Source organism: Labrenzia sp. R5_0, from assembly GCF_017743835.1.
GTDB classification, from domain to species: Bacteria; Pseudomonadota; Alphaproteobacteria; order Rhizobiales; family Stappiaceae; genus Roseibium; species Roseibium algicola.
In genome coordinates this window covers 103,928-120,650 of sequence record NZ_JAGHRK010000003.1, presented here as the reverse complement: position 1 = coordinate 120,650, position 16,723 = coordinate 103,928, and the positions used below count along the sequence as shown (strand labels likewise).

Genomic DNA, 16,723 nt, shown 5'->3' with positions numbered 1-16,723 from the left:
GTGGCACGCGTCCTGGAAAATGTCGGAATTTTGAGCGCGATCGACCGCCTTCCACACAGGTTCAAATGCCTGGCAATGCTTGCTGCGCGGCATTTTCACCAACCCCTTCAGCAAAACGGTCCTCATCCTGAGGAAGCGCACAGCGCTGTCTCGAAGGATGGGCGGCATAATCCGGTACAAGCGGCCCATCCTTCGAGACGGACCTGACCGGTCCTCCTCAGGATGAGGGTCGTTTTGAAGTCTTTTTCTTCCTAAAGCTTTTCCTCCAGCCGGTCGCAGATCGTTTTCAGAACCTTGATCCGGGCATGGCGCTTGTCTTCGGAGGAGACCAGCGTCCAGGGGGCGTAGTGGGTTGATGTGCGATCGATCATGTCGCCGGCCGCGATGGCGTATTGGTCCCATTTCAGGCGATTGCGCCAGTCGTCATCCGTGATCTTGTGCTGCTTGTAGGCCGTGTCCTCGCGCGCCTTGAACCTGCGCAGCTGCTCGTCCTCGGAAATAGCGAGCCAGAATTTGCAGACAATGTAGCCAAAGTCCGTGAGTTCCTGCTCGAACTCGTTGATTTCGTTGTAAGCGCGCAGCCAGTCGTCGTGTCCGGCGTAGCCTTCGACACGCTCCACCAGCACCCGTTCGTACCAGGACCGGTCGAAGATGGCGAAATGCCCCTTGGCCGGCACCCGCCGCCAGAAGCGCCACAGATAGGGGCGGGCCTTTTCCTCGTCGGTCGGTGCCGAGATCGGGTGAACCTTGTAGATGCGCGGATCGAGCGGACGGATCACCCTGCGGATCGCACCGCCCTTGCCGGCGGCATCATTGCCCTGAAACACCAGAACAACACCCGTCTTGGAAAGGGACTTCATGTCCGACAGATCGGACAGTTGCTTCTGGTACTTGTCGCGAAGCTCTTCGTATTCCGACTTCTCCAGCTTTTCCGTCAGGTCGATGGTGTCGACTGCCGTTTCGCGCTTCAGCCCGCCGACCACGGGCGGTGCGGCAATCGAATGCGGTTCGCCGTCCTCCAGCTTCAGCTTCATGGCATTGGCAACCGTTTGTGCCAGCGCGGCATCCCGGTACTCGGGATCCTGTGAGGGGATGACAAACCAGGGCGCGTAGCCCTTGCTGGTTTCCAGAATGATCTTTTCGCCGGCCTCACTCGCCTTCTTGTGGTGCTTCAACGCTGCCCAGTCGGCCAGCACATGGCGCGCGGCATGTTTTTTCTCGATGTGCTTCAGCCGTTCTTCCTGTTCCTTCTTGGGCAGGTAGAACCAGAATTTCAGGATCAGCACATCCTCGTTGGCGAGCATTTCCTCAAACCGGCGGATCCGGGTCAGGGCCTTGTCGAAGGCGTCCTCATCGATCTTCTTGTAGATCCAGTCCCGCAGAACGGTCTGATACCAGCTCCCGAACACGATGGCCGTCTCGCCCTTGGGCGGCAGATCGCGCCAGTAGCGCCACAGCGGCGGGCGCAGCCGGGCCTCGTCCATCAATTCGCCATAGGCGTTGCAGACAAGATGGCGCGCATCCATCCAACCGTAGAGCCGGGCAACCGCTTCGCCCTTGCCCGCGCCATCCAGGCCATCAACCAGGATCATCGTCGAAAACGGCTGCTTCTCGACAACGGGCAGCTGGGCTGCCAGCAGCGCCTCGCGCAACTGCGGCTCCAGTTTCTTGAAGGTTTTCTTGTCCATGTTCTGCGGCAGGCGGGCGGATTCAAACATGAAGACCTCAAAAGAAAAGACGCACTGGCTGCATCTTGAAACACCCGCACTTAAAAAACCATCTCTTGCTTCAATGTTCCCGAATGGCAGGAGATTTCAATTTTTCGCTATCGGATGGAAGAAGGCGCAACTATATGAAGCGGTAACCGTTTGCTTCACGTCTTTGAAGGCACCCGGCATTTGACAGTTTTTCACTTTTCTCGACCAACACGACCGACCCCGTGACCGAATTTCTTGATCCTGTTCTGACCTTCATCGCGGAAAACCCGTCCCTGGCAGGTCTGATCTGTTTTCTGGCCGCGATGGGCGAAGCGCTGTTCCTGATCGGCCTTTTCGTGCCGACGACGGTGGTGCTGGTGGGCGCCGGAACGCTCGTCGGGCTCGGCAAGCTGGATCCCGTGCCGCTGTTCATCTGGACGACCCTGGGAGCGACCGCAGGCGATGCGATCTCCTACTGGATCGGCTACACCTTCAAGGACAAGATCAAGACCATGTGGCCGCTGAACAAATATGCGGACATTGTGGAAAGCGGCGAGAATTTCTTCAAGAAACACGGCGGCAAGAGCGTCTTTATCGGCCGCTTCGTGCCTGGTGTAAAATCGGTGGTTCCAGGCATCGCCGGCATGGCCGGCATGAATTTCACCCGCTTTTCGGTGGTCAACGTCACCTCCGCCTTCGCCTGGACGATCGTGCATATTGCCCCCGGTATCATTGCAGGTTCTGCACTTGATGCCATCGGCCAGATCAGCGGACGGCTGGCCCTGGTGCTCGGCGCTCTCCTGGTCATCGTCTTCCTGGCGGTGATGCTCGGCCGCTGGCTTATCCTGATTGTCCTGCCGCTGTTTCCCAACACCCATGCGGCCATCGTCAAACGCTTCGCCAGGCGTCAGGACCGGGTATCCCAATGGATCGCGCGCAATTTCGACCCCGCGCATCCACGCTCGGCAGGCATGCTGGCCTCGGCGCTGATCCTGCTGATTTCCTTGCCGGCCTTCTTCTGGATCGTCGGAGAAATCGCCCCCGGCGAACCGATGGTGCGGGCCGACCTTGCCATCCTGAACCTGTTCGACAGCCTGCGCACGCCGGTCGGCGACCGGATCATGGTGTTCGTGACATCGCTCGGCGACGGGATCGTCGTTACCGCCGTCACCGTTGCGGTTGCCGCCTATCTGTTCCTGAGGAAAGCCTGGCGCCGCGGCATCGGCTTCGTCATCGCGATGGCCGGCACCGCCATGTTCGTGCCCCTGTTCAAGCTGATGCTGCATCGCTCGCGGCCGATCGAACTTTATGCCGGTGCAGACGCCTACAGTTTCCCCAGTGGCCATGCGACGCTGAACGCGGTGCTCTACGGCATTTGCGCGGTGTTGATCGCCCACGATCTCAGCCGCTGGGCCAAGGCCAGCATTTTCACCATCACCGCGACACTGGTCATCACCATCGGCTTTTCGCGTGTCTACCTTGGCGCCCACTGGATGTCGGACGTCCTGGCCGGACTGTTGTTCGGCATTGGTATGGTTTCCGCCTTCGCCTTCGTGTTCGGCCCGATCCACAACGAGAAGATCGGCCGGACGACACTTGCCGTCATCGTCGTTGCTACACTCGGCATCTTCGGCACCTGGCACCTTTCAGGTACCTATGACAAGGCACTTCAGATCTATGAGCCGCGCACCAACACCGAAGCGCTGACAGCAACGGGCTGGCTTGCAGGCGGTTGGCGGGCATTGCCTGCTGAGCGGATCGAACTGAATGGTGATACCGAGGAACCGCTGGTGATCCAGTACACCGGGTCCCTGGACCGCTTTGCCCAGGCTGCAGAAGCCGATGGCTGGCAGAAACCGCCAAAATGGTCCCTCTCGAGTGCAGGCGGGTTCGTGGAAGGCAAGACACCGCCGGATTCCCTGCCGATCCTGCCTCGAAGCCAGAACGGTCGCCAACCGTCTCTCGTTCTCATCCGCAAGGATCATTCCGCCGACGCAGACAAAAGCGGACGCTGGGTGCTGCGGCTCTGGCCGAGCCGCTATGCCATCCTGCAAGCGGGCAGCCTGCATCCGCTTTACCTCGGCAGCGTGGTACATGAGGATATCCTGCGCCCGATGGGCGAGTTCTCCGGTCCAAAAACGGATATCGAAACTCCGGACCCGACCGACAATCCGGCCCATCTGCTGCCTGGCGCGATAACGCGAAAGCGAGCGGACGGCACGGAAGTCGTGCTTGGCTTCAGCTATGGTCCGGTACCTCCGGCTGCGTCCGGGGTGCCTGCCAAAGATACGCCCGTGGCTGCACCGCAGGCTCAGTAATCTCGCCATCGCAGCAGTTCGGGTCTGGTGCCTGCAACACGTTCCGGACCAGCCCCTTGCGCTGGTTTAGAGACGGTTGATCTGTTGAGCCTCCACACAACGCGGTCCCAAAAATGTCCTAATGGGCCGCCATTCTCTTGCGAGACCTATTCGGATCAAGGCTTCGCTTCACGCCAAAAGATGCTTTTATTCCAGCGGGTTAGGCACCAATGGCCGAGTTTGTTTTTCGCGTGTCCACTCCCCGGTCCCGGAAGCACGATCGAAAATTACCCCTTGATACTTTTTTCGTATATTCATATATTTGAATATATCGTAATCAAGGGCACATCATGACTGACTTTACACCCCTTATGAGTTTCCTGGGTGGAACGCTGATCGGCGTTGCCACGGTTGCCCTGATGGCCGTGCTCGGGCGCATTGCCGGCATCAACGGCATTGCCAGCGGCTTTCTGACCACGCAGTTCAACCAGGACTGGGCCTGGCGCGCCGCCTTTCTGGCCGGCATGGTCGCCAGCCCGCTGATCATGCTTGGCGTAACCGGGCAGCTGCCGGAAATCACCGTACCGTCCTCACCGCTGCTGTTGGTGGTCGGCGGTTTTCTGACCGGTATCGGCACGACCTATGGTTCCGGCTGCACGAGCGGCCATGGTGTTTGCGGCATCTCGCGCCTGTCGGCACGGTCCATCGTGGCAACCGTCACGTTCATGGCAACCGCGGGTGTGACCGTCTACCTGACCCGCCACGTCTTTGGAGGATAACGGCATGAAACTTCTTTCCGCTTTTGCCATTGGCCTCCTCTTCGGCTGCGGCATCCTGATCTCGGGCATGGGCGACCCTGCCAAGGTCCTGAACTTCTTCGATGTGGCCGGCACCTGGGACCCGAGCCTTGCCTTCGTGATGGGCGGTGCGCTGCTTGTCACGGCCATCGGCTATCGTCTGGTCTTCCGGATGAACACGCCGCTGCTGGCACAGGGCTTCAACCTGCCTTCGAGAACCGATCTCGACGCCAAACTGATCGGCGGCTCCGCGGTTTTCGGCATCGGCTGGGGCCTGAGCGGTTTCTGTCCGGGTGGTCTCGTTCCGGTGCTGGGTCTGGGCATGGAGCCTCTGCTGACCGCCGGTGCTATCGTTGCCGGCATCTTGACCGCAAGATGGATGATCGCCCTCGGCCATCGCCAGCAACCCGCAAAAGCCTGACCCGGCTCGGCCGGCAAAAACAAACGGGAGATTGTTATGAGCAACTCAAACTATCCGGTCGACATGGGTGTCAAACCTGACGTCACACCCTTTTTCGATCCGGCCACCAACACGATCAGCTACGTGGTCAAGGACCCGGCTTCCAACGCCTGCGCCGTTGTCGACAGCGTGATGGATATCGACTACGCCGCCGGCCGCATCACCTATGACCATGCCGATCAGATCATCGCCTATATCCGCGAGAAGGACCTCAAGCTGGAATGGCTGATCGAGACACATGTTCATGCCGATCACCTGTCGGCAGCGCCGTATATCCAGCAGAAACTGGGCGGCAAGCTGGGCATTGGCGACAAGATCACCGTCGTCCAGGAAACCTTCGGCAAGGTGTTCAACGAAGGCACGGAGTTCCAGCGCGACGGCAGCCAGTTCGACCGCCTGTTCCGTGACGGGGACGTCTATCAGATCGGCGAGCTGACCGCCTTTGCCATGTATACGCCCGGCCACACTCCGGCGTGCATGGTGCATGTGATGGGCGATGCCGCCTTTGTCGGCGATACGCTGTTCATGCCCGACGGTGGCTCGGCGCGTGCCGATTTCCCGGGCGGCGATGCGGCAACGCTTTACGACAGTATCCAGAAGGTGCTGGCCCTGCCGGACGACATGCGCCTGTTCATGTGCCACGACTATGGCCCGAACGGCCGCGACATCCAGTGGGAGACCACGGTGGGTGCCGAGAAGGAACACAACATCCACGTCGGTGGCGGCAAGACGAAAGAAGAATTCGTCAAGTTCCGCACGGAACGCGATGCCCAGCTCGACATGCCGAAGCTGATCATCCCCTCGCTGCAGGTAAACATGCGCGCCGGCAAGCTGCCGCCCGCGGATGAAAGCGGCAAGACCTTCCTGAAAGTGCCGGTCAACGGCCTCTGATCGAGGCCAATGACCGGCCTCTCTAGCAGAACCGAAGCAGGCGACTGATCCCCGCGTATCCACGCGGGGAGGGCGTCTGCAGAAAATCGGTCGAGACTTCATCGCCGGGAGGAGGCGGACAGGACCCATGAAAGCAATCAATTCCCAGATATCGGTAGCTCCCCAGGTAAAACCCGAGGACATGGCCGACTTTGCACAACAGGGCTTTCGCTCGGTGATCTGCAATCGCCCGGATGGCGAAGGTGCCGACCAGCCCTCGTTCGAGGAAATCGAAGCGGCTGCCGGCAAGCTCGGTATGGAAGCGCGGTATCTGCCCATCGTTGCCGGCAAGGTGGGCGATACGGATGCCGAAGAGTTCGGACGATTGATGGAAAGCCTGCCGAAACCGATCCTGGCCTATTGCCGGACCGGTACGCGCTCGGCAACGCTCTGGTCGTTGTCCCAGGCCGAAAAGCTGCCGCTCTCCGACATCCTCTCCAAAACCAAGGCCGCCGGCTACGACATGGCTGGCGTGGTGCGGCGCATCGCCAACGGCGGCCGCACACCGACCGAAACTGCCGAGGATGCGCGTTTCGACGTCGTCATCGTTGGCGGTGGCGCGGCCGGCATCTCGGTGGCTTCCAGTCTGCTTTCCCGCAAGTCGGACCTGGAAATCGCCATCATCGACCCGGCAGATGTTCACTACTACCAGCCCGGCTGGACGATGGTCGGCGGCGGCATCTTCGAGGCCTCGGACACCGCCAAGACCATGGGCTCCCTCATTCCGAAGGGCGTTCACTGGATCAAGTCGGCTGTCGCTGCCTTCGAACCGAAGGACAATGCCGTCGTTCTGGACGGCTGCCGTGTGGTCAAATACGGACGGCTGGTGGTCTGCCCGGGCCTGAAGCTCGACTGGCACAAGGTCGAAGGCCTTGTCGACACGCTCGGCAAGAACGGCGTGACGTCCAACTATCGATACGACATGGCTCCCTACACCTGGCACCTGGTGCAGACCATGAAGGCAGGGCGGGCGCTGTTCACCCAGCCGCCCATGCCGATCAAATGCGCCGGTGCGCCGCAAAAGGCCATGTATCTTTCGGCAGACCACTGGCTGAAGTCCGGCACTCTGGACAAGATCGACATCCAGTTCATGAATGCCGGCGGTGTGCTGTTCGGCGTGAAGGACTATGTGCCTGCGCTGATGGACTACGTGAAGCGCTACGATGCCGGCCTGAACTTCTTCCACAATCTGGTTGCCGTCGACGGGCCTGGCAAAAAGGCCGTCTTCGAGGTGAAGGAACCGGAAAAGGATCCACGCCAGGTGGAAGTCGAGTTCGACATGATGCATGTGACGCCGCCGCAGACGGCGCCCGATTTCATCCGCGTCTCGCCGCTGGCGGATGCCGCCGGCTGGGTCGATGTCGATCAGTCCACGCTGCGCCACAAGACCTTCGACAACATCTGGTCGCTCGGCGATGTGATGAATGCACCGAATGCCAAGACGGCCGCGGCTGCGCGCAAACAGGCACCGGTGGTCGCGGAGAACATCGTTTCCGATATCGCGGGCCACAGCGCGACGGCCCAATATGACGGCTACGGCTCCTGCCCGCTCACCGTTGAACGTGGCAAGATCGTTCTGGCCGAGTTCGGCTACGGTGGAACGCTGTTGCCGAGCTTCCCGCGTTGGCTGGTGGACGGGACCAAGCCAACGCGCACCGCATGGCTCCTGAAGGAGCGAATTCTGCCTCCCATTTACTGGCGTGCCATGTTGCGCGGCAAGGAATGGCTGGCCAAGCCGGAAAAAGTATCGGCAGCATAACAAGCCCGGAAAACGGGCCCATCGTACCAACCTGCAACTCGAGCCGGTTTCCCGGCTCGAGTTTTTACCAGCCCCGACAAAGGCCAAGAAAAATGATCCGCCTAAAGCGCTATCTGCCCATTCTCGACTGGGGCAAAAGCTATGACAGGGAAACGGCGACAAACGATCTCGTTGCGGCGGTGATCGTGACGATCATGCTGATCCCGCAGTCTCTTGCTTATGCGCTTCTGGCTGGCCTTCCGCCCGAAGTCGGCCTTTATGCATCCATCCTGCCGCTTGTCGCCTACGCCCTGTTCGGCACCAGCCGTGCGCTGGCCGTCGGGCCGGTTGCCGTGGTCTCGCTGATGACGGCTTCCGCCGTTGGCGAACTGGCCAGGCAGGGCACCCCGGAATATCTGGGTGCCGCCATCATTCTCGCTTTCCTGTCCGGCCTGATGCTGATCGCCATGGGTCTGTTCCGGCTCGGCTTCCTGGCGAACCTCCTGAGCCATCCGGTGATTTCCGGCTTCATCACCGCGTCGGGCCTGCTGATTGCTTCCAGCCAGCTCAAGCACATCCTCGGCGTCAAGGCGAACGGGCATACGCTTTACGACATCCTCGGCTCCATCCTGCAGCACCTTGGCGAGATCAACTGGATCACCTTCGCAATCGGCGTATCGGCCACGGCTTTCCTCTTCTGGGTGCGCAAAGGCCTGAAGAAGCTGTTGCTCGGCATGGGAATGAAGCCGTTTTTTGCCGATATCCTGACCAAGGCCGGACCGGTGGCAGCCGTAGCGGTGACCACGATCCTGTCCGCCGTCTTTCAACTCGGCGAGAAAGGCGTGCGTGTTGTCGGCGACATTCCCTCCGGCCTGCCGGTGCCGCATCTGCCAGCCTTCGACAGCGAGTTGTGGCTGGCGCTTGCCGGTCCCGCGCTGCTGATTTCGGTCATCGGTTTTGTGGAATCCGTTTCCGTTGCGCAGACCCTGGCAGCCAAGAAGCGTCAGCGGATCGAGCCGGATCAGGAGCTGATCGGCCTCGGCGCCTCCAACATTGCCTCCGCCATTTCCGGTGGCTATCCGGTCACCGGCGGGTTCGCCCGCTCGGTCGTCAATTTCGATGCAGGGGCAGCGACCCCGGCGGCCGGTGCCTTCACCGCCGTCGGCATTGCACTGGCCACCTTGTTCCTGACCCCGCTGCTGACGCATCTGCCGCAGGCAACTCTGGCCGCCACCATCATCGTTGCCGTGCTGTCGCTGGTCGATCTCGGCGCGATCAAGCGGACGTTCGCCTATTCGAAGAGCGATTTCGCGGCCATGGCCGCGACGATCCTGATCACCCTGTTCTTCGGTGTCGAGCCGGGCGTGGTGACCGGCGTTGCCCTGTCGATCGCGCTTTATCTTTACCGCAGCAGCCGGCCGCATATGGCAATTGTCGGCGTCGTGCCGGGAACCGAGCACTTCCGGAATGTTGACCGGCACGCCGTGGTGACGGGTGACCGGGTGCTGACGCTACGGGTCGATGAAAGCCTGTTCTTTGCCAATTCGCGGTTTCTGGAAGACCGGATCTATGCACTGGTGGCCGAAAAGCCCGATATCGAACACGTGGTGCTGATGTGCCCGGCCGTGAACGAGATCGACGCCAGTGCCCTGGAGAGCCTTGAGGAAATCAACCACCGCCTATCGGATTCCGGTGTTTCCTTCCACCTTTCGGAGGTAAAGGGACCGGTGATGGACCGACTGAAGCGGACCGATTTCCTGAAGCATTTGAGCGGGCAGGTGTTCCTCAGCCAGTATGACGCCCTGTGCACGCTCGACCCGCTGACGGCGCATATTTCGGAAAGCCGCACGCCGAAGAAGACCGCGAAGTCGAACCTGTGGAGCGGGCCGGAGATCTGATCCGGCTCTGGCTATTTTGCTGTGAGAGGGTCGAACCGGTTGTTACCGCATTTCTGTCTGATCCACCGCTCCTCAGGATGAGGCATTTTTGCTGTCAGGCGCTTGAGGCGAGAGCTGCTCGCCCCCAAACCAACCGGCAAAAGGGCGTCAGTTGCTGTTTGACGACTGGAGGATCGGCACGATCTTCTCGCAGAAGCGGAAATGGACCGGCGGCTTTTCGCCTTCCTGAACCATGAGCCCTTCGGTGCCACGGGGCTGAACGGTGACCAGTTCGATCGCCTCGCCGCCATCCGTCAGCAGGCAATTGATGGCCGCACGCTGGGTCATCTTGCCGCTCTTTTCAGCTCCATAGACCTGGCAGATACGCCCCGGGGTTTCCAGAAGGCCGCGGTAGATGGCCAGCGTCGAGCCGGGTGCGCTTCGGTCGATCCGTGGAGCCGGACAATCCTGCAGTTCCCGCACCCATATGCCTTGCGCGAAATCCGCAAAACGCAGATCCAGTGCCCGCCCTTGCAGAAGGGGTGCGGATTTCGGCACCTGGAACATCAGGTCTCCTTTGCCTGCAAGCGCAGGCCCGCACGCAAACGCCAGTGCAACGCCCAACAAGGCATTTCGTGTGAAACCGTTCAACCGCTACCCCCTCCCGGAGTGACAAGATCCAACCGGATTATCCGATGCGCCGAAACATCGCGCAAGTTGGCAGGAAAGGTCAATGTCGCCAACGGCAAAACTTGCAAAAAACGAACAAATGTGGAACAAAATGCGCATGGAACCCGATCATCAGCCACTAGCGGGGCGGATTCAGCTGGATGACCCGCTCAAGGACCGACGTCAGTCGGAAACAGCGCTGAAGGTCTGGCGCGGGGCCGCGCGGCTGTTGCGACAACTCGATTTCGCCTGCCTGCCGGAAGTCACCCTTGCCTCCGCCCGGCGGGCGGACCTCCTGGCGCTTGGGCCGAAACATGAGCTCTGGATAGTCGAGGTCAAATCCTCGATTGCCGATTTCCGGGCGGATACCAAGTGGCCGGACTACCGCCTTCATTGCGACCGGCTCTATTTCGCGACGCATCCGGACGTCCCGCTGGAGATCTTTCCCGAGGAGGCCGGGCTGATTGTTTCCGACGGCTTCGGGGCGGAGATCCTGCGCGAAGCACCGGAACACAAGCTGGCGGCAGCGACCCGGAAATCGGTAACGCACCGCTTCGCCCGCCATGCCGCACACCGCCTGCACAACCTGTCAGACCCGGACGGCGCACAGATCTTCAACCGGTTCTGACAAACGCCTCCGACACAAATCCAACGCCCTGTTCACGCGTATCAAGGAAGAACGCCTTCCTGGACGGGAACAGAATGTCGTGACGAAAACCATCCAGATCGTCTGGTTCAAGAAGGACCTGAGGATTGAGGACAATGCAGCGCTCAAACGGGCAAGCCTTCACGGTCCGGTACTGCCGCTCTACGTCATCGAACCCGACCTCTGGCAACAGCCCGACATGGCCGGACGCCACTATGCGTTTTTGCTGGAATGCCTTGCCGAATTGAGACGAGACCTGGCAGCGGTTGGCCAACCGCTGGTCATCCGCACGGGCGAGGTTACCGAGGTTCTCGGTGCCTTCTTGCGATCAAACGGCGTTGCCGGGCTCTGGTCACATGAAGAGACGGGAAACGACTGGACGTTTGCCCGGGACAAGCGTGTTGCCGCCTGGTGCAGGGCTCAGGGAATTCCCTGGACGGAGTGCCGGCAAACTGGCGTAATTCGACGCCTTCAAACACGGGATGGCTGGGCCGCGCATTGGGACCGCTTCATGGCAGAAGCGCCTGTCGATCCACCCCGCTTGTCGCCGCTTGCCGAAAGCAATCCCGGTATCGATCTCGGCAAGCCTCCAGCAGCATCGGAACTGGGTTTGCCCAACGACCATTGCCCGAACCGGCAGCGCGGCGGGCGGTCCCCTGCACAGGCAACTCTGCACAGCTTCCTGTTTCAGCGCGGCAAGCCTTATCGGGCTGCCATGGCGACGCCGGTCAAGGCCTTCGATGCCTGCTCCCGGCTTTCGCCCTATCTGGCATTCGGTTCGCTGTCGCTGCGCGAGGTAACTCAGGCGACCTGGAGCCGCCAGCGCGATCTGAAGGGTTCGGAGTTTCCCGGCCGCAGCACATGGCAGGCAGCCATGCGGTCCTTTTCGGGCCGTCTTCACTGGCATTGCCATTTCATGCAGAAGCTTGAAGACGAACCCTCTCTGGAGTTCCGCAACCTGCATCCCGCCTACGAGGGTCTTCGAACGGCCCAGCCTGACCGAGAACGGCTTGAAGCCTGGCAGAAAGGGGAGACGGGCCTGCCCTTTGTCGATGCCTGCATGCGGGCACTCGCGGCCACCGGATGGATGAATTTTCGAATGCGGGCAATGCTGATGGCAGTTGCCAGCTATCATCTGTGGCTGGACTGGCGAGCACCGGGCCTGCATCTGGCGCGGCTTTTCACCGATTATGAACCCGGCATTCACTGGCCGCAGGTGCAGATGCAATCGGGAACCACCGGGATCAACACCATCCGGATCTACAATCCGGTGAAGCAGGGTCTCGATCAGGACCCGCAGGGTCTGTTCGTTAGACGGTGGGTGCCGGAGCTGAAGGACATTCCGACCGCGCATGTTCACGAACCCTGGAAGGCAGATAACGCGAGCAAGGTTCTGGGCAAATGCTATCCCTTCCCGGTCGTCGATTATCTCGAGGCGGCGCGCGAGGCGCGGGACAAGGTCTGGGCTGTACGGAAGGGGCAAGCATTCCGCGGGGCAGCGGCAGATATCCAATCGAAACACGGCAGCCGGAAAAGCGGGATTGCAATGCGCGGCCAGGAGAAAGCCCGTCGCGGCAGGAAACCGCGGGTCAATCCCGATCAGGCAGACCTTTTCGGGCCAAACTCATGAAAATGCGCAAGAAAGAGGATCTGCCGGTAAAGCTCTGTGCCACTTGCGGACGCCCCTTCACCTGGCGTCGAAAATGGGCGCGTGACTGGGAAGAGGTGCGCCATTGCTCCGAACGCTGCAGGCGCAACAAGGACGCGAAACAAGGGACTTCACCGGAAATGCGCAGCTGAGGCCGTCTGCCAGCCAAGCGGTCAGCCGAATTAAGGAGGTCACGGTGCCCGTGACCTCCGTTCTTGTGTGCAGGCAGTCCTCAAACGAACAGGTTGACCAGGCTTTCCAGGTATTCCTGCTTGCCGGATTTCGGCTGCGGTTCCAGGTCGGCCTTGTGGACGCGCTCGGCCAATGTCTCGAGCGAGGAACCACCCTTGAGGATGTCGGCGTTTTCCGGCTTCTGCCAGCCGGCATAACGGTCATCGACGAAGCCCTTCAGTCGGCCGTCCTCGATCATGGCTGCCGCGGCCTTCAGACCGCGGGCAATCGCGTCGGCTGAGCCGACGTGCGCCTGGATCAGATCGACCGGGTCGAGTGACTGGCGACGCAGCTTGGCGTCGAAGTTGGTGCCGCCGGTGGTGAAGCCGCCCGCCATCAGGATCTCGTAATAGGCGAGCGCCAGTTCCGGCACGTTCATGCCGAAGTGGTCGGTATCCCAGCCGCACTGATAGTCGTTGCGGTTCATGTCGACGGACCCGAAGATGCCGAGCGAACGGGCCATGTGCAGCTCGTGCTCGAACGAGTGGCCAGCCAGAATGGCGTGGCCCTGCTCGATGTTCATCTTGACGTCGTTTTCCAGCCCATAGGCCTTCAGGAACCCATAGACGGTGGCGACGTCGTAGTCGTACTGGTGCTTGGACGGTTCCTGCGGCTTCGGCTCGATCAGGATCGTGCCCTTGAAGCCGATCTTGTGCTTGTACTCGACCACCATGTTGAGGAAGCGGCCGAACTGGTCCAGCTCCTGTTTGATGTTGGTGTTGAGCAGGGTCTCGTAACCTTCGCGGCCACCCCAGAGCACATAGTTCTCACCACCGAGGCGATAGGTGACGTCCATTGCGTTCTTCACCTGTGCGGCGGCATAGGCGAAGACGTCCGGATCCGGATTGGTGGCCGCACCGCCCATGAAGCGGCGGTTGGAGAACATGTTGGCCGTGCCCCAAAGGAGCTTGATGCCGGTGTCGGCCATCTTCTTTTCGAAGATGTCTGCAATCGCGTTCACGTTGGCATTGCTTTCGGCAAGCGTCCGGCCTTCCGGCGCAACGTCGCGGTCATGGAAGGTGAAGAACGGCATGCCCAGGATCTGGAACATCTCGAAGGCAACGTCTGCCTTCAGTTTGGCCTGTTCCATCGGATCGCCACCAGCCGCCATCCAGGAGCGGTTGAAGGTCTCGCCGCCAAACGGATCGGACCCCGGCCAGCAGAAGCTGTGCCAGTAACACACTGCAAGACGCAGATGGTCTTCCATGCGTTTGCCAAGGACGATCTCGTCCTTGTTGTAGTGGCGATAGCTCAGCGGCTCGGTGCTTGCCGGCCCGGTGTATTGGATCGGCTGAAGATCGCCGAAGAACCCAGTGCTCATGTTGTCATCTCCTTGAATATGTTTCCTAAAAGCCGGCTTGCTTGAGCGCCGGATAAAGCTTGCGCCAGCGCTCGTAGCCTTCGGCATATCTTTGTGTGAGGGCCGGCACCGGATCGATGCTGGCCTTGAGGGCCGGCTTGGTGAAAATGCCCTCGGTGCTACCGAGCGCGGCGGCCTGACCGAGCCTGGCCGCTCCAAGCGAGCCACCGAAGTCGCCATCCACCGGAACGTCGACCGGAACATTGAGCAGGCTGGCGATGATCTCCAGCCAGACCGTGGAGCGAGACCCGCCGCCGACCGCCAGAACGCGTTCGATCCCGGTGCCGGCAACACTGAGCGCTTCCAGGCAGTCCTTGAGCGCGAAGGCGACACCGTCCAATACGGCGTGGCAGAGTTCGGCGTCGTCGGTTCCGTGGGAAATGCCGAAGAAGCCGGCGCGGATGTCGACGTCGTTGTGCGGTGTCCGTTCGCCGCCGAGATAAGGCATGAAGGAAACGGGCGAAGGTCCTTCCACATTGCCGACCAGACCGGTGAGTTCACCCGGATTGCGCTTCACCACCTTCGCCAGCCAGTTGAGGCTGTCGGTTGCCGAAAGGATCACCCCCATCTGGTGCCAGGTGTCCGGCACGGCATGGCAGAACGCGTGAACCGCGCTGTCGACGTTGGGCGAGAAGCGGTCGTTGGTCACGAACAGCACGCCGGAGGTCCCGAGCGAGACAAAGGCCGAGCCCGGATCGACCGCACCGACACCGCAGGCAGATGCGGCATTGTCGCCGCCGCCGCCGGCCACCACCGGAGCAGCGTCGAAACCCCAGCGGCCACAAAGATCCGCCTTGAGTGTGCCCGAGCTTTCGGAGCCTTCGACAAGGCGCGGCATGTTCTCACGGGTGAGGCCCGTGGCGGCCAGAAGCGCGTCGCTCCAGTCGCGTCTGGCGACATCCAGCCAGAGCGTTCCGGCGGCATCGGACATTTCGCCGACGTACTCGCCCGTCAGCTTGAAACGGACATAGTCCTTGGGCAGCAGAACCATGGTGGTTCTGGCGAAGATTTCCGGCTCGTTCTCACGCACCCACTGCAGCTTCGGCGCAGTGAAGCCCGGCATCACCCGGTTGCCCCCGAGCGTCAGGAATTTCGGCTCGGCCGCTTCCAGTTCCGAGCATTGCTTGCCCGACCTGCCGTCGTTCCACAGGATGCAGGGGCGCAGCGGCTTACCGGCGGCATCCAGAAGCGTGGCACCGTGCATATGGCCGGACAAGCCGATGCCACGCACCGCGGCCATGGCCTTTGGCGCTTCGGCCTTGAGTGCGTCCAGAACGGTTTCGCAAGCCCGCCACCAGCTGTCCGGGTCCTGTTCCGACCAGCCCGGATGGGGACGCTGGACCGTCAACTCCGCGGTTGCCGATGCAATCAGGGACTGGTCCTCACCAAGAAGAATGGCTTTGACCGAACTGGTACCGATATCGAGGCCGATATACATGAGGTGCGTTCCTCAAAAACAATCAAAAAGAATGCCGATGGCCCGTGACCGGGTGTCGGCATGAGGGTCCACACCGTCCGAACAGGGCCAGGCCATCTGTTCAAACCATGAGGAAGTCCCGCGGGCAAGAGCCCGCGGGTCCTGTCGGTTTATCCGACCACTGTATCGTCCACAAGAGCACCTGGACCCGGGATCGCCCCTTCCGGGCATTTACCCAGAATGATCATGCCGAGCACGTCGTCATCAGTGACGTCGGTCGTGCGGGCGGTGCCGACTAGCTGACCGTTCTTCATGACCGCGATACGGTCGCAAAGCTGGAAGACGTCGTGGATGTCGTGACTGATCAGGAAGATGCCGAGGCCCTGTTTCTTCAGTTCCTGGATGAGTTCAGCCACCATCTGCGTTTCATGCACGCCAAGCGCGGCGGTCGGTTCGTCCATGATCAGGATCTTGGCATTGAAATAGACCGCGCGGGCAATGGCCACCGACTGGCGCTGACCGCCCGACAGGGCTTTCACCGGCGCATGGAACTTTTTGAAGTTCGGGTTGAGCCGGCCCATGATCTTGCGGGTTTCCGCTTCCATGGCATCGTCGTCGACAAAGCCGAGCGGCGAGGTCAGTTCACGGCCGAGGAACAGGTTGGACGCGGCATCGAGATTATCCGCCAGAGCAAGCGTCTGGTAGATGGTCTCGATGTTCTGCGCCCGCGCGTCGCGCGGCGAGTGAATGTGCACTTCCTTGCCGTTGATGCGGATTTCGCCGCTGTCGGCCTTGTAGGCACCGGAAAGGATCTTGATCAGGGTCGACTTGCCGGCACCGTTGTGGCCAAGCAGACCCACGACTTCACCCGGATAAAGATCGACAGAGACATGATCCACGGCCTGCACCCCGCCGAAGGAGATGCACATGTCTTTCATTTCTACGAGAGGCGCGTC

Annotated in this window: 15 protein-coding genes; 10 read left to right on the top strand and 5 right to left on the bottom strand. The window is 60.9% G+C overall.

All coding sequences use genetic code 11. The features are described from left to right. Positions 1 to 251: 251 nt before the first annotated feature. Positions 252 to 1,718, bottom strand: a complete 1,467-nt coding sequence (gene pap, locus J7447_RS15945; protein ID WP_075283379.1) for a polyphosphate:AMP phosphotransferase — start codon at positions 1,716 to 1,718, stop codon at positions 252 to 254. On the opposite strand from pap, the gene J7447_RS15940 reads away from it, so the two are divergent. From J7447_RS15940 to sulP, 7 genes are all read left to right on the top strand, one after another. Then, entirely contained in the window at positions 1,717 to 1,902 is a 186-nt protein-coding gene (locus J7447_RS15940; RefSeq protein ID WP_139314197.1) for a hypothetical protein, read from the top strand. The genes pap and J7447_RS15940 overlap by 2 nt on opposite strands. Positions 1,903 to 1,939: 37 nt before the next feature. Then, positions 1,940 to 4,015 (top strand): bifunctional DedA family/phosphatase PAP2 family protein, encoded by a 2,076-nt coding sequence (locus J7447_RS15935; RefSeq protein ID WP_022999236.1) that lies wholly within the window; start codon positions 1,940 to 1,942, stop codon positions 4,013 to 4,015. Positions 4,016 to 4,344: 329 nt separating this feature from the next. Beyond that, positions 4,345 to 4,773 carry a YeeE/YedE family protein gene (locus tag J7447_RS15930; RefSeq protein ID WP_031268741.1) on the top strand — a complete coding sequence of 143 codons (429 nt, stop codon included), beginning with the start codon at positions 4,345 to 4,347 and terminating at the stop codon, positions 4,771 to 4,773. Between the two features lie 4 nt (positions 4,774 to 4,777). Continuing rightward, the gene (locus J7447_RS15925) at positions 4,778 to 5,212 is read left to right on the top strand and encodes a DUF6691 family protein (protein ID WP_062491082.1); all 435 of its coding nucleotides are present in this window, start codon (positions 4,778 to 4,780) and stop codon (positions 5,210 to 5,212) included. Between the two features lie 36 nt (positions 5,213 to 5,248). Further along, complete coding sequence (locus tag J7447_RS15920) at positions 5,249 to 6,142, top strand: MBL fold metallo-hydrolase (RefSeq protein WP_022999239.1); 894 nt, start codon at positions 5,249 to 5,251, stop codon at positions 6,140 to 6,142. Between the two features lie 127 nt (positions 6,143 to 6,269). Then, on the top strand, positions 6,270 to 7,940 hold the full coding sequence (locus J7447_RS15915) for a bifunctional protein tyrosine phosphatase family protein/NAD(P)/FAD-dependent oxidoreductase (RefSeq protein WP_022999240.1): 1,671 nt from the start codon (positions 6,270 to 6,272) through the stop codon (positions 7,938 to 7,940). A gap of 92 nt (positions 7,941 to 8,032) precedes the next feature. Beyond that, positions 8,033 to 9,817 (top strand): sulfate permease, encoded by a 1,785-nt coding sequence (sulP, locus tag J7447_RS15910; protein ID WP_022999241.1) that lies wholly within the window; start codon positions 8,033 to 8,035, stop codon positions 9,815 to 9,817. A 147-nt stretch (positions 9,818 to 9,964) separates the two neighbouring features. Here sulP and J7447_RS15905 read toward each other — a convergent pair whose 3' ends face one another. Then, positions 9,965 to 10,363, bottom strand: coding sequence for a hypothetical protein (locus tag J7447_RS15905; protein ID WP_208992361.1), 399 nt, complete (start codon positions 10,361 to 10,363; stop codon positions 9,965 to 9,967). A 220-nt stretch (positions 10,364 to 10,583) separates the two neighbouring features. Here J7447_RS15905 and J7447_RS15900 point away from each other — a divergent pair, with 220 nt between their 5' ends. The 3 genes from J7447_RS15900 to J7447_RS15890 all read left to right on the top strand — a co-directional run bounded on the left by J7447_RS15900 (position 10,584) and on the right by J7447_RS15890 (position 12,911). Continuing rightward, the gene (locus J7447_RS15900) at positions 10,584 to 11,093 is read left to right on the top strand and encodes an MmcB family DNA repair protein (RefSeq protein ID WP_209170200.1); all 510 of its coding nucleotides are present in this window, start codon (positions 10,584 to 10,586) and stop codon (positions 11,091 to 11,093) included. A 79-nt stretch (positions 11,094 to 11,172) separates the two neighbouring features. Next, on the top strand, positions 11,173 to 12,741 hold the full coding sequence (locus tag J7447_RS15895; RefSeq protein WP_209170199.1) for a deoxyribodipyrimidine photo-lyase: 1,569 nt from the start codon (positions 11,173 to 11,175) through the stop codon (positions 12,739 to 12,741). A gap of 2 nt (positions 12,742 to 12,743) precedes the next feature. Further along, positions 12,744 to 12,911: a DUF2256 domain-containing protein gene (locus J7447_RS15890; RefSeq protein ID WP_209170648.1), complete on the top strand. Its 168-nt coding sequence runs from the start codon at positions 12,744 to 12,746 to the stop codon at positions 12,909 to 12,911. 80 nt (positions 12,912 to 12,991) lie between these two features. On the opposite strand, the gene xylA is transcribed toward J7447_RS15890, so the two are convergent. The 3 genes from xylA to J7447_RS15875 form a co-directional block, all read right to left on the bottom strand. Beyond that, positions 12,992 to 14,311, bottom strand: a complete 1,320-nt coding sequence (xylA, locus tag J7447_RS15885) for a xylose isomerase (protein WP_062491089.1) — start codon at positions 14,309 to 14,311, stop codon at positions 12,992 to 12,994. Positions 14,312 to 14,336: 25 nt separating this feature from the next. Then, complete coding sequence (gene xylB / locus J7447_RS15880; protein ID WP_209170198.1) at positions 14,337 to 15,788, bottom strand: xylulokinase; 1,452 nt, start codon at positions 15,786 to 15,788, stop codon at positions 14,337 to 14,339. A 149-nt stretch (positions 15,789 to 15,937) separates the two neighbouring features. Beyond that, positions 15,938 to 16,705, bottom strand: coding sequence for an ATP-binding cassette domain-containing protein (locus tag J7447_RS15875; RefSeq protein ID WP_006939086.1), 768 nt, complete (start codon positions 16,703 to 16,705; stop codon positions 15,938 to 15,940). Positions 16,706 to 16,723: the final 18 nt, after the last annotated feature.

Excerpts from the sequence above, each read along its gene's own strand:
- J7447_RS15940 (WP_139314197.1), top strand. The coding sequence starts at position 1,717 with ATGAAGACCTCAAAAGAAAAGACGCACTGGCTGCATCTTGAAACACCC.
- pap (WP_075283379.1), bottom strand. The coding sequence starts at position 1,718 with ATGTTTGAATCCGCCCGCCTGCCGCAGAACATGGACAAGAAAACCTTC.
- J7447_RS15930 (WP_031268741.1), top strand. The coding sequence starts at position 4,345 with ATGACTGACTTTACACCCCTTATGAGTTTCCTGGGTGGAACGCTGATC.
- J7447_RS15925 (WP_062491082.1), top strand. The coding sequence starts at position 4,778 with ATGAAACTTCTTTCCGCTTTTGCCATTGGCCTCCTCTTCGGCTGCGGC.
- J7447_RS15920 (WP_022999239.1), top strand. The coding sequence starts at position 5,249 with ATGAGCAACTCAAACTATCCGGTCGACATGGGTGTCAAACCTGACGTC.
- J7447_RS15915 (WP_022999240.1), top strand. The coding sequence starts at position 6,270 with ATGAAAGCAATCAATTCCCAGATATCGGTAGCTCCCCAGGTAAAACCC.
- sulP (WP_022999241.1), top strand. The coding sequence starts at position 8,033 with ATGATCCGCCTAAAGCGCTATCTGCCCATTCTCGACTGGGGCAAAAGC.
- J7447_RS15905 (WP_208992361.1), bottom strand. The coding sequence starts at position 10,363 with ATGTTCCAGGTGCCGAAATCCGCACCCCTTCTGCAAGGGCGGGCACTG.
- J7447_RS15900 (WP_209170200.1), top strand. The coding sequence starts at position 10,584 with ATGGAACCCGATCATCAGCCACTAGCGGGGCGGATTCAGCTGGATGAC.
- J7447_RS15890 (WP_209170648.1), top strand. The coding sequence starts at position 12,744 with ATGCGCAAGAAAGAGGATCTGCCGGTAAAGCTCTGTGCCACTTGCGGA.
- xylA (WP_062491089.1), bottom strand. The coding sequence starts at position 14,311 with ATGAGCACTGGGTTCTTCGGCGATCTTCAGCCGATCCAATACACCGGG.
- xylB (WP_209170198.1), bottom strand. The coding sequence starts at position 15,788 with ATGTATATCGGCCTCGATATCGGTACCAGTTCGGTCAAAGCCATTCTT.
- J7447_RS15875 (WP_006939086.1), bottom strand. The coding sequence starts at position 16,705 with ATGAAAGACATGTGCATCTCCTTCGGCGGGGTGCAGGCCGTGGATCAT.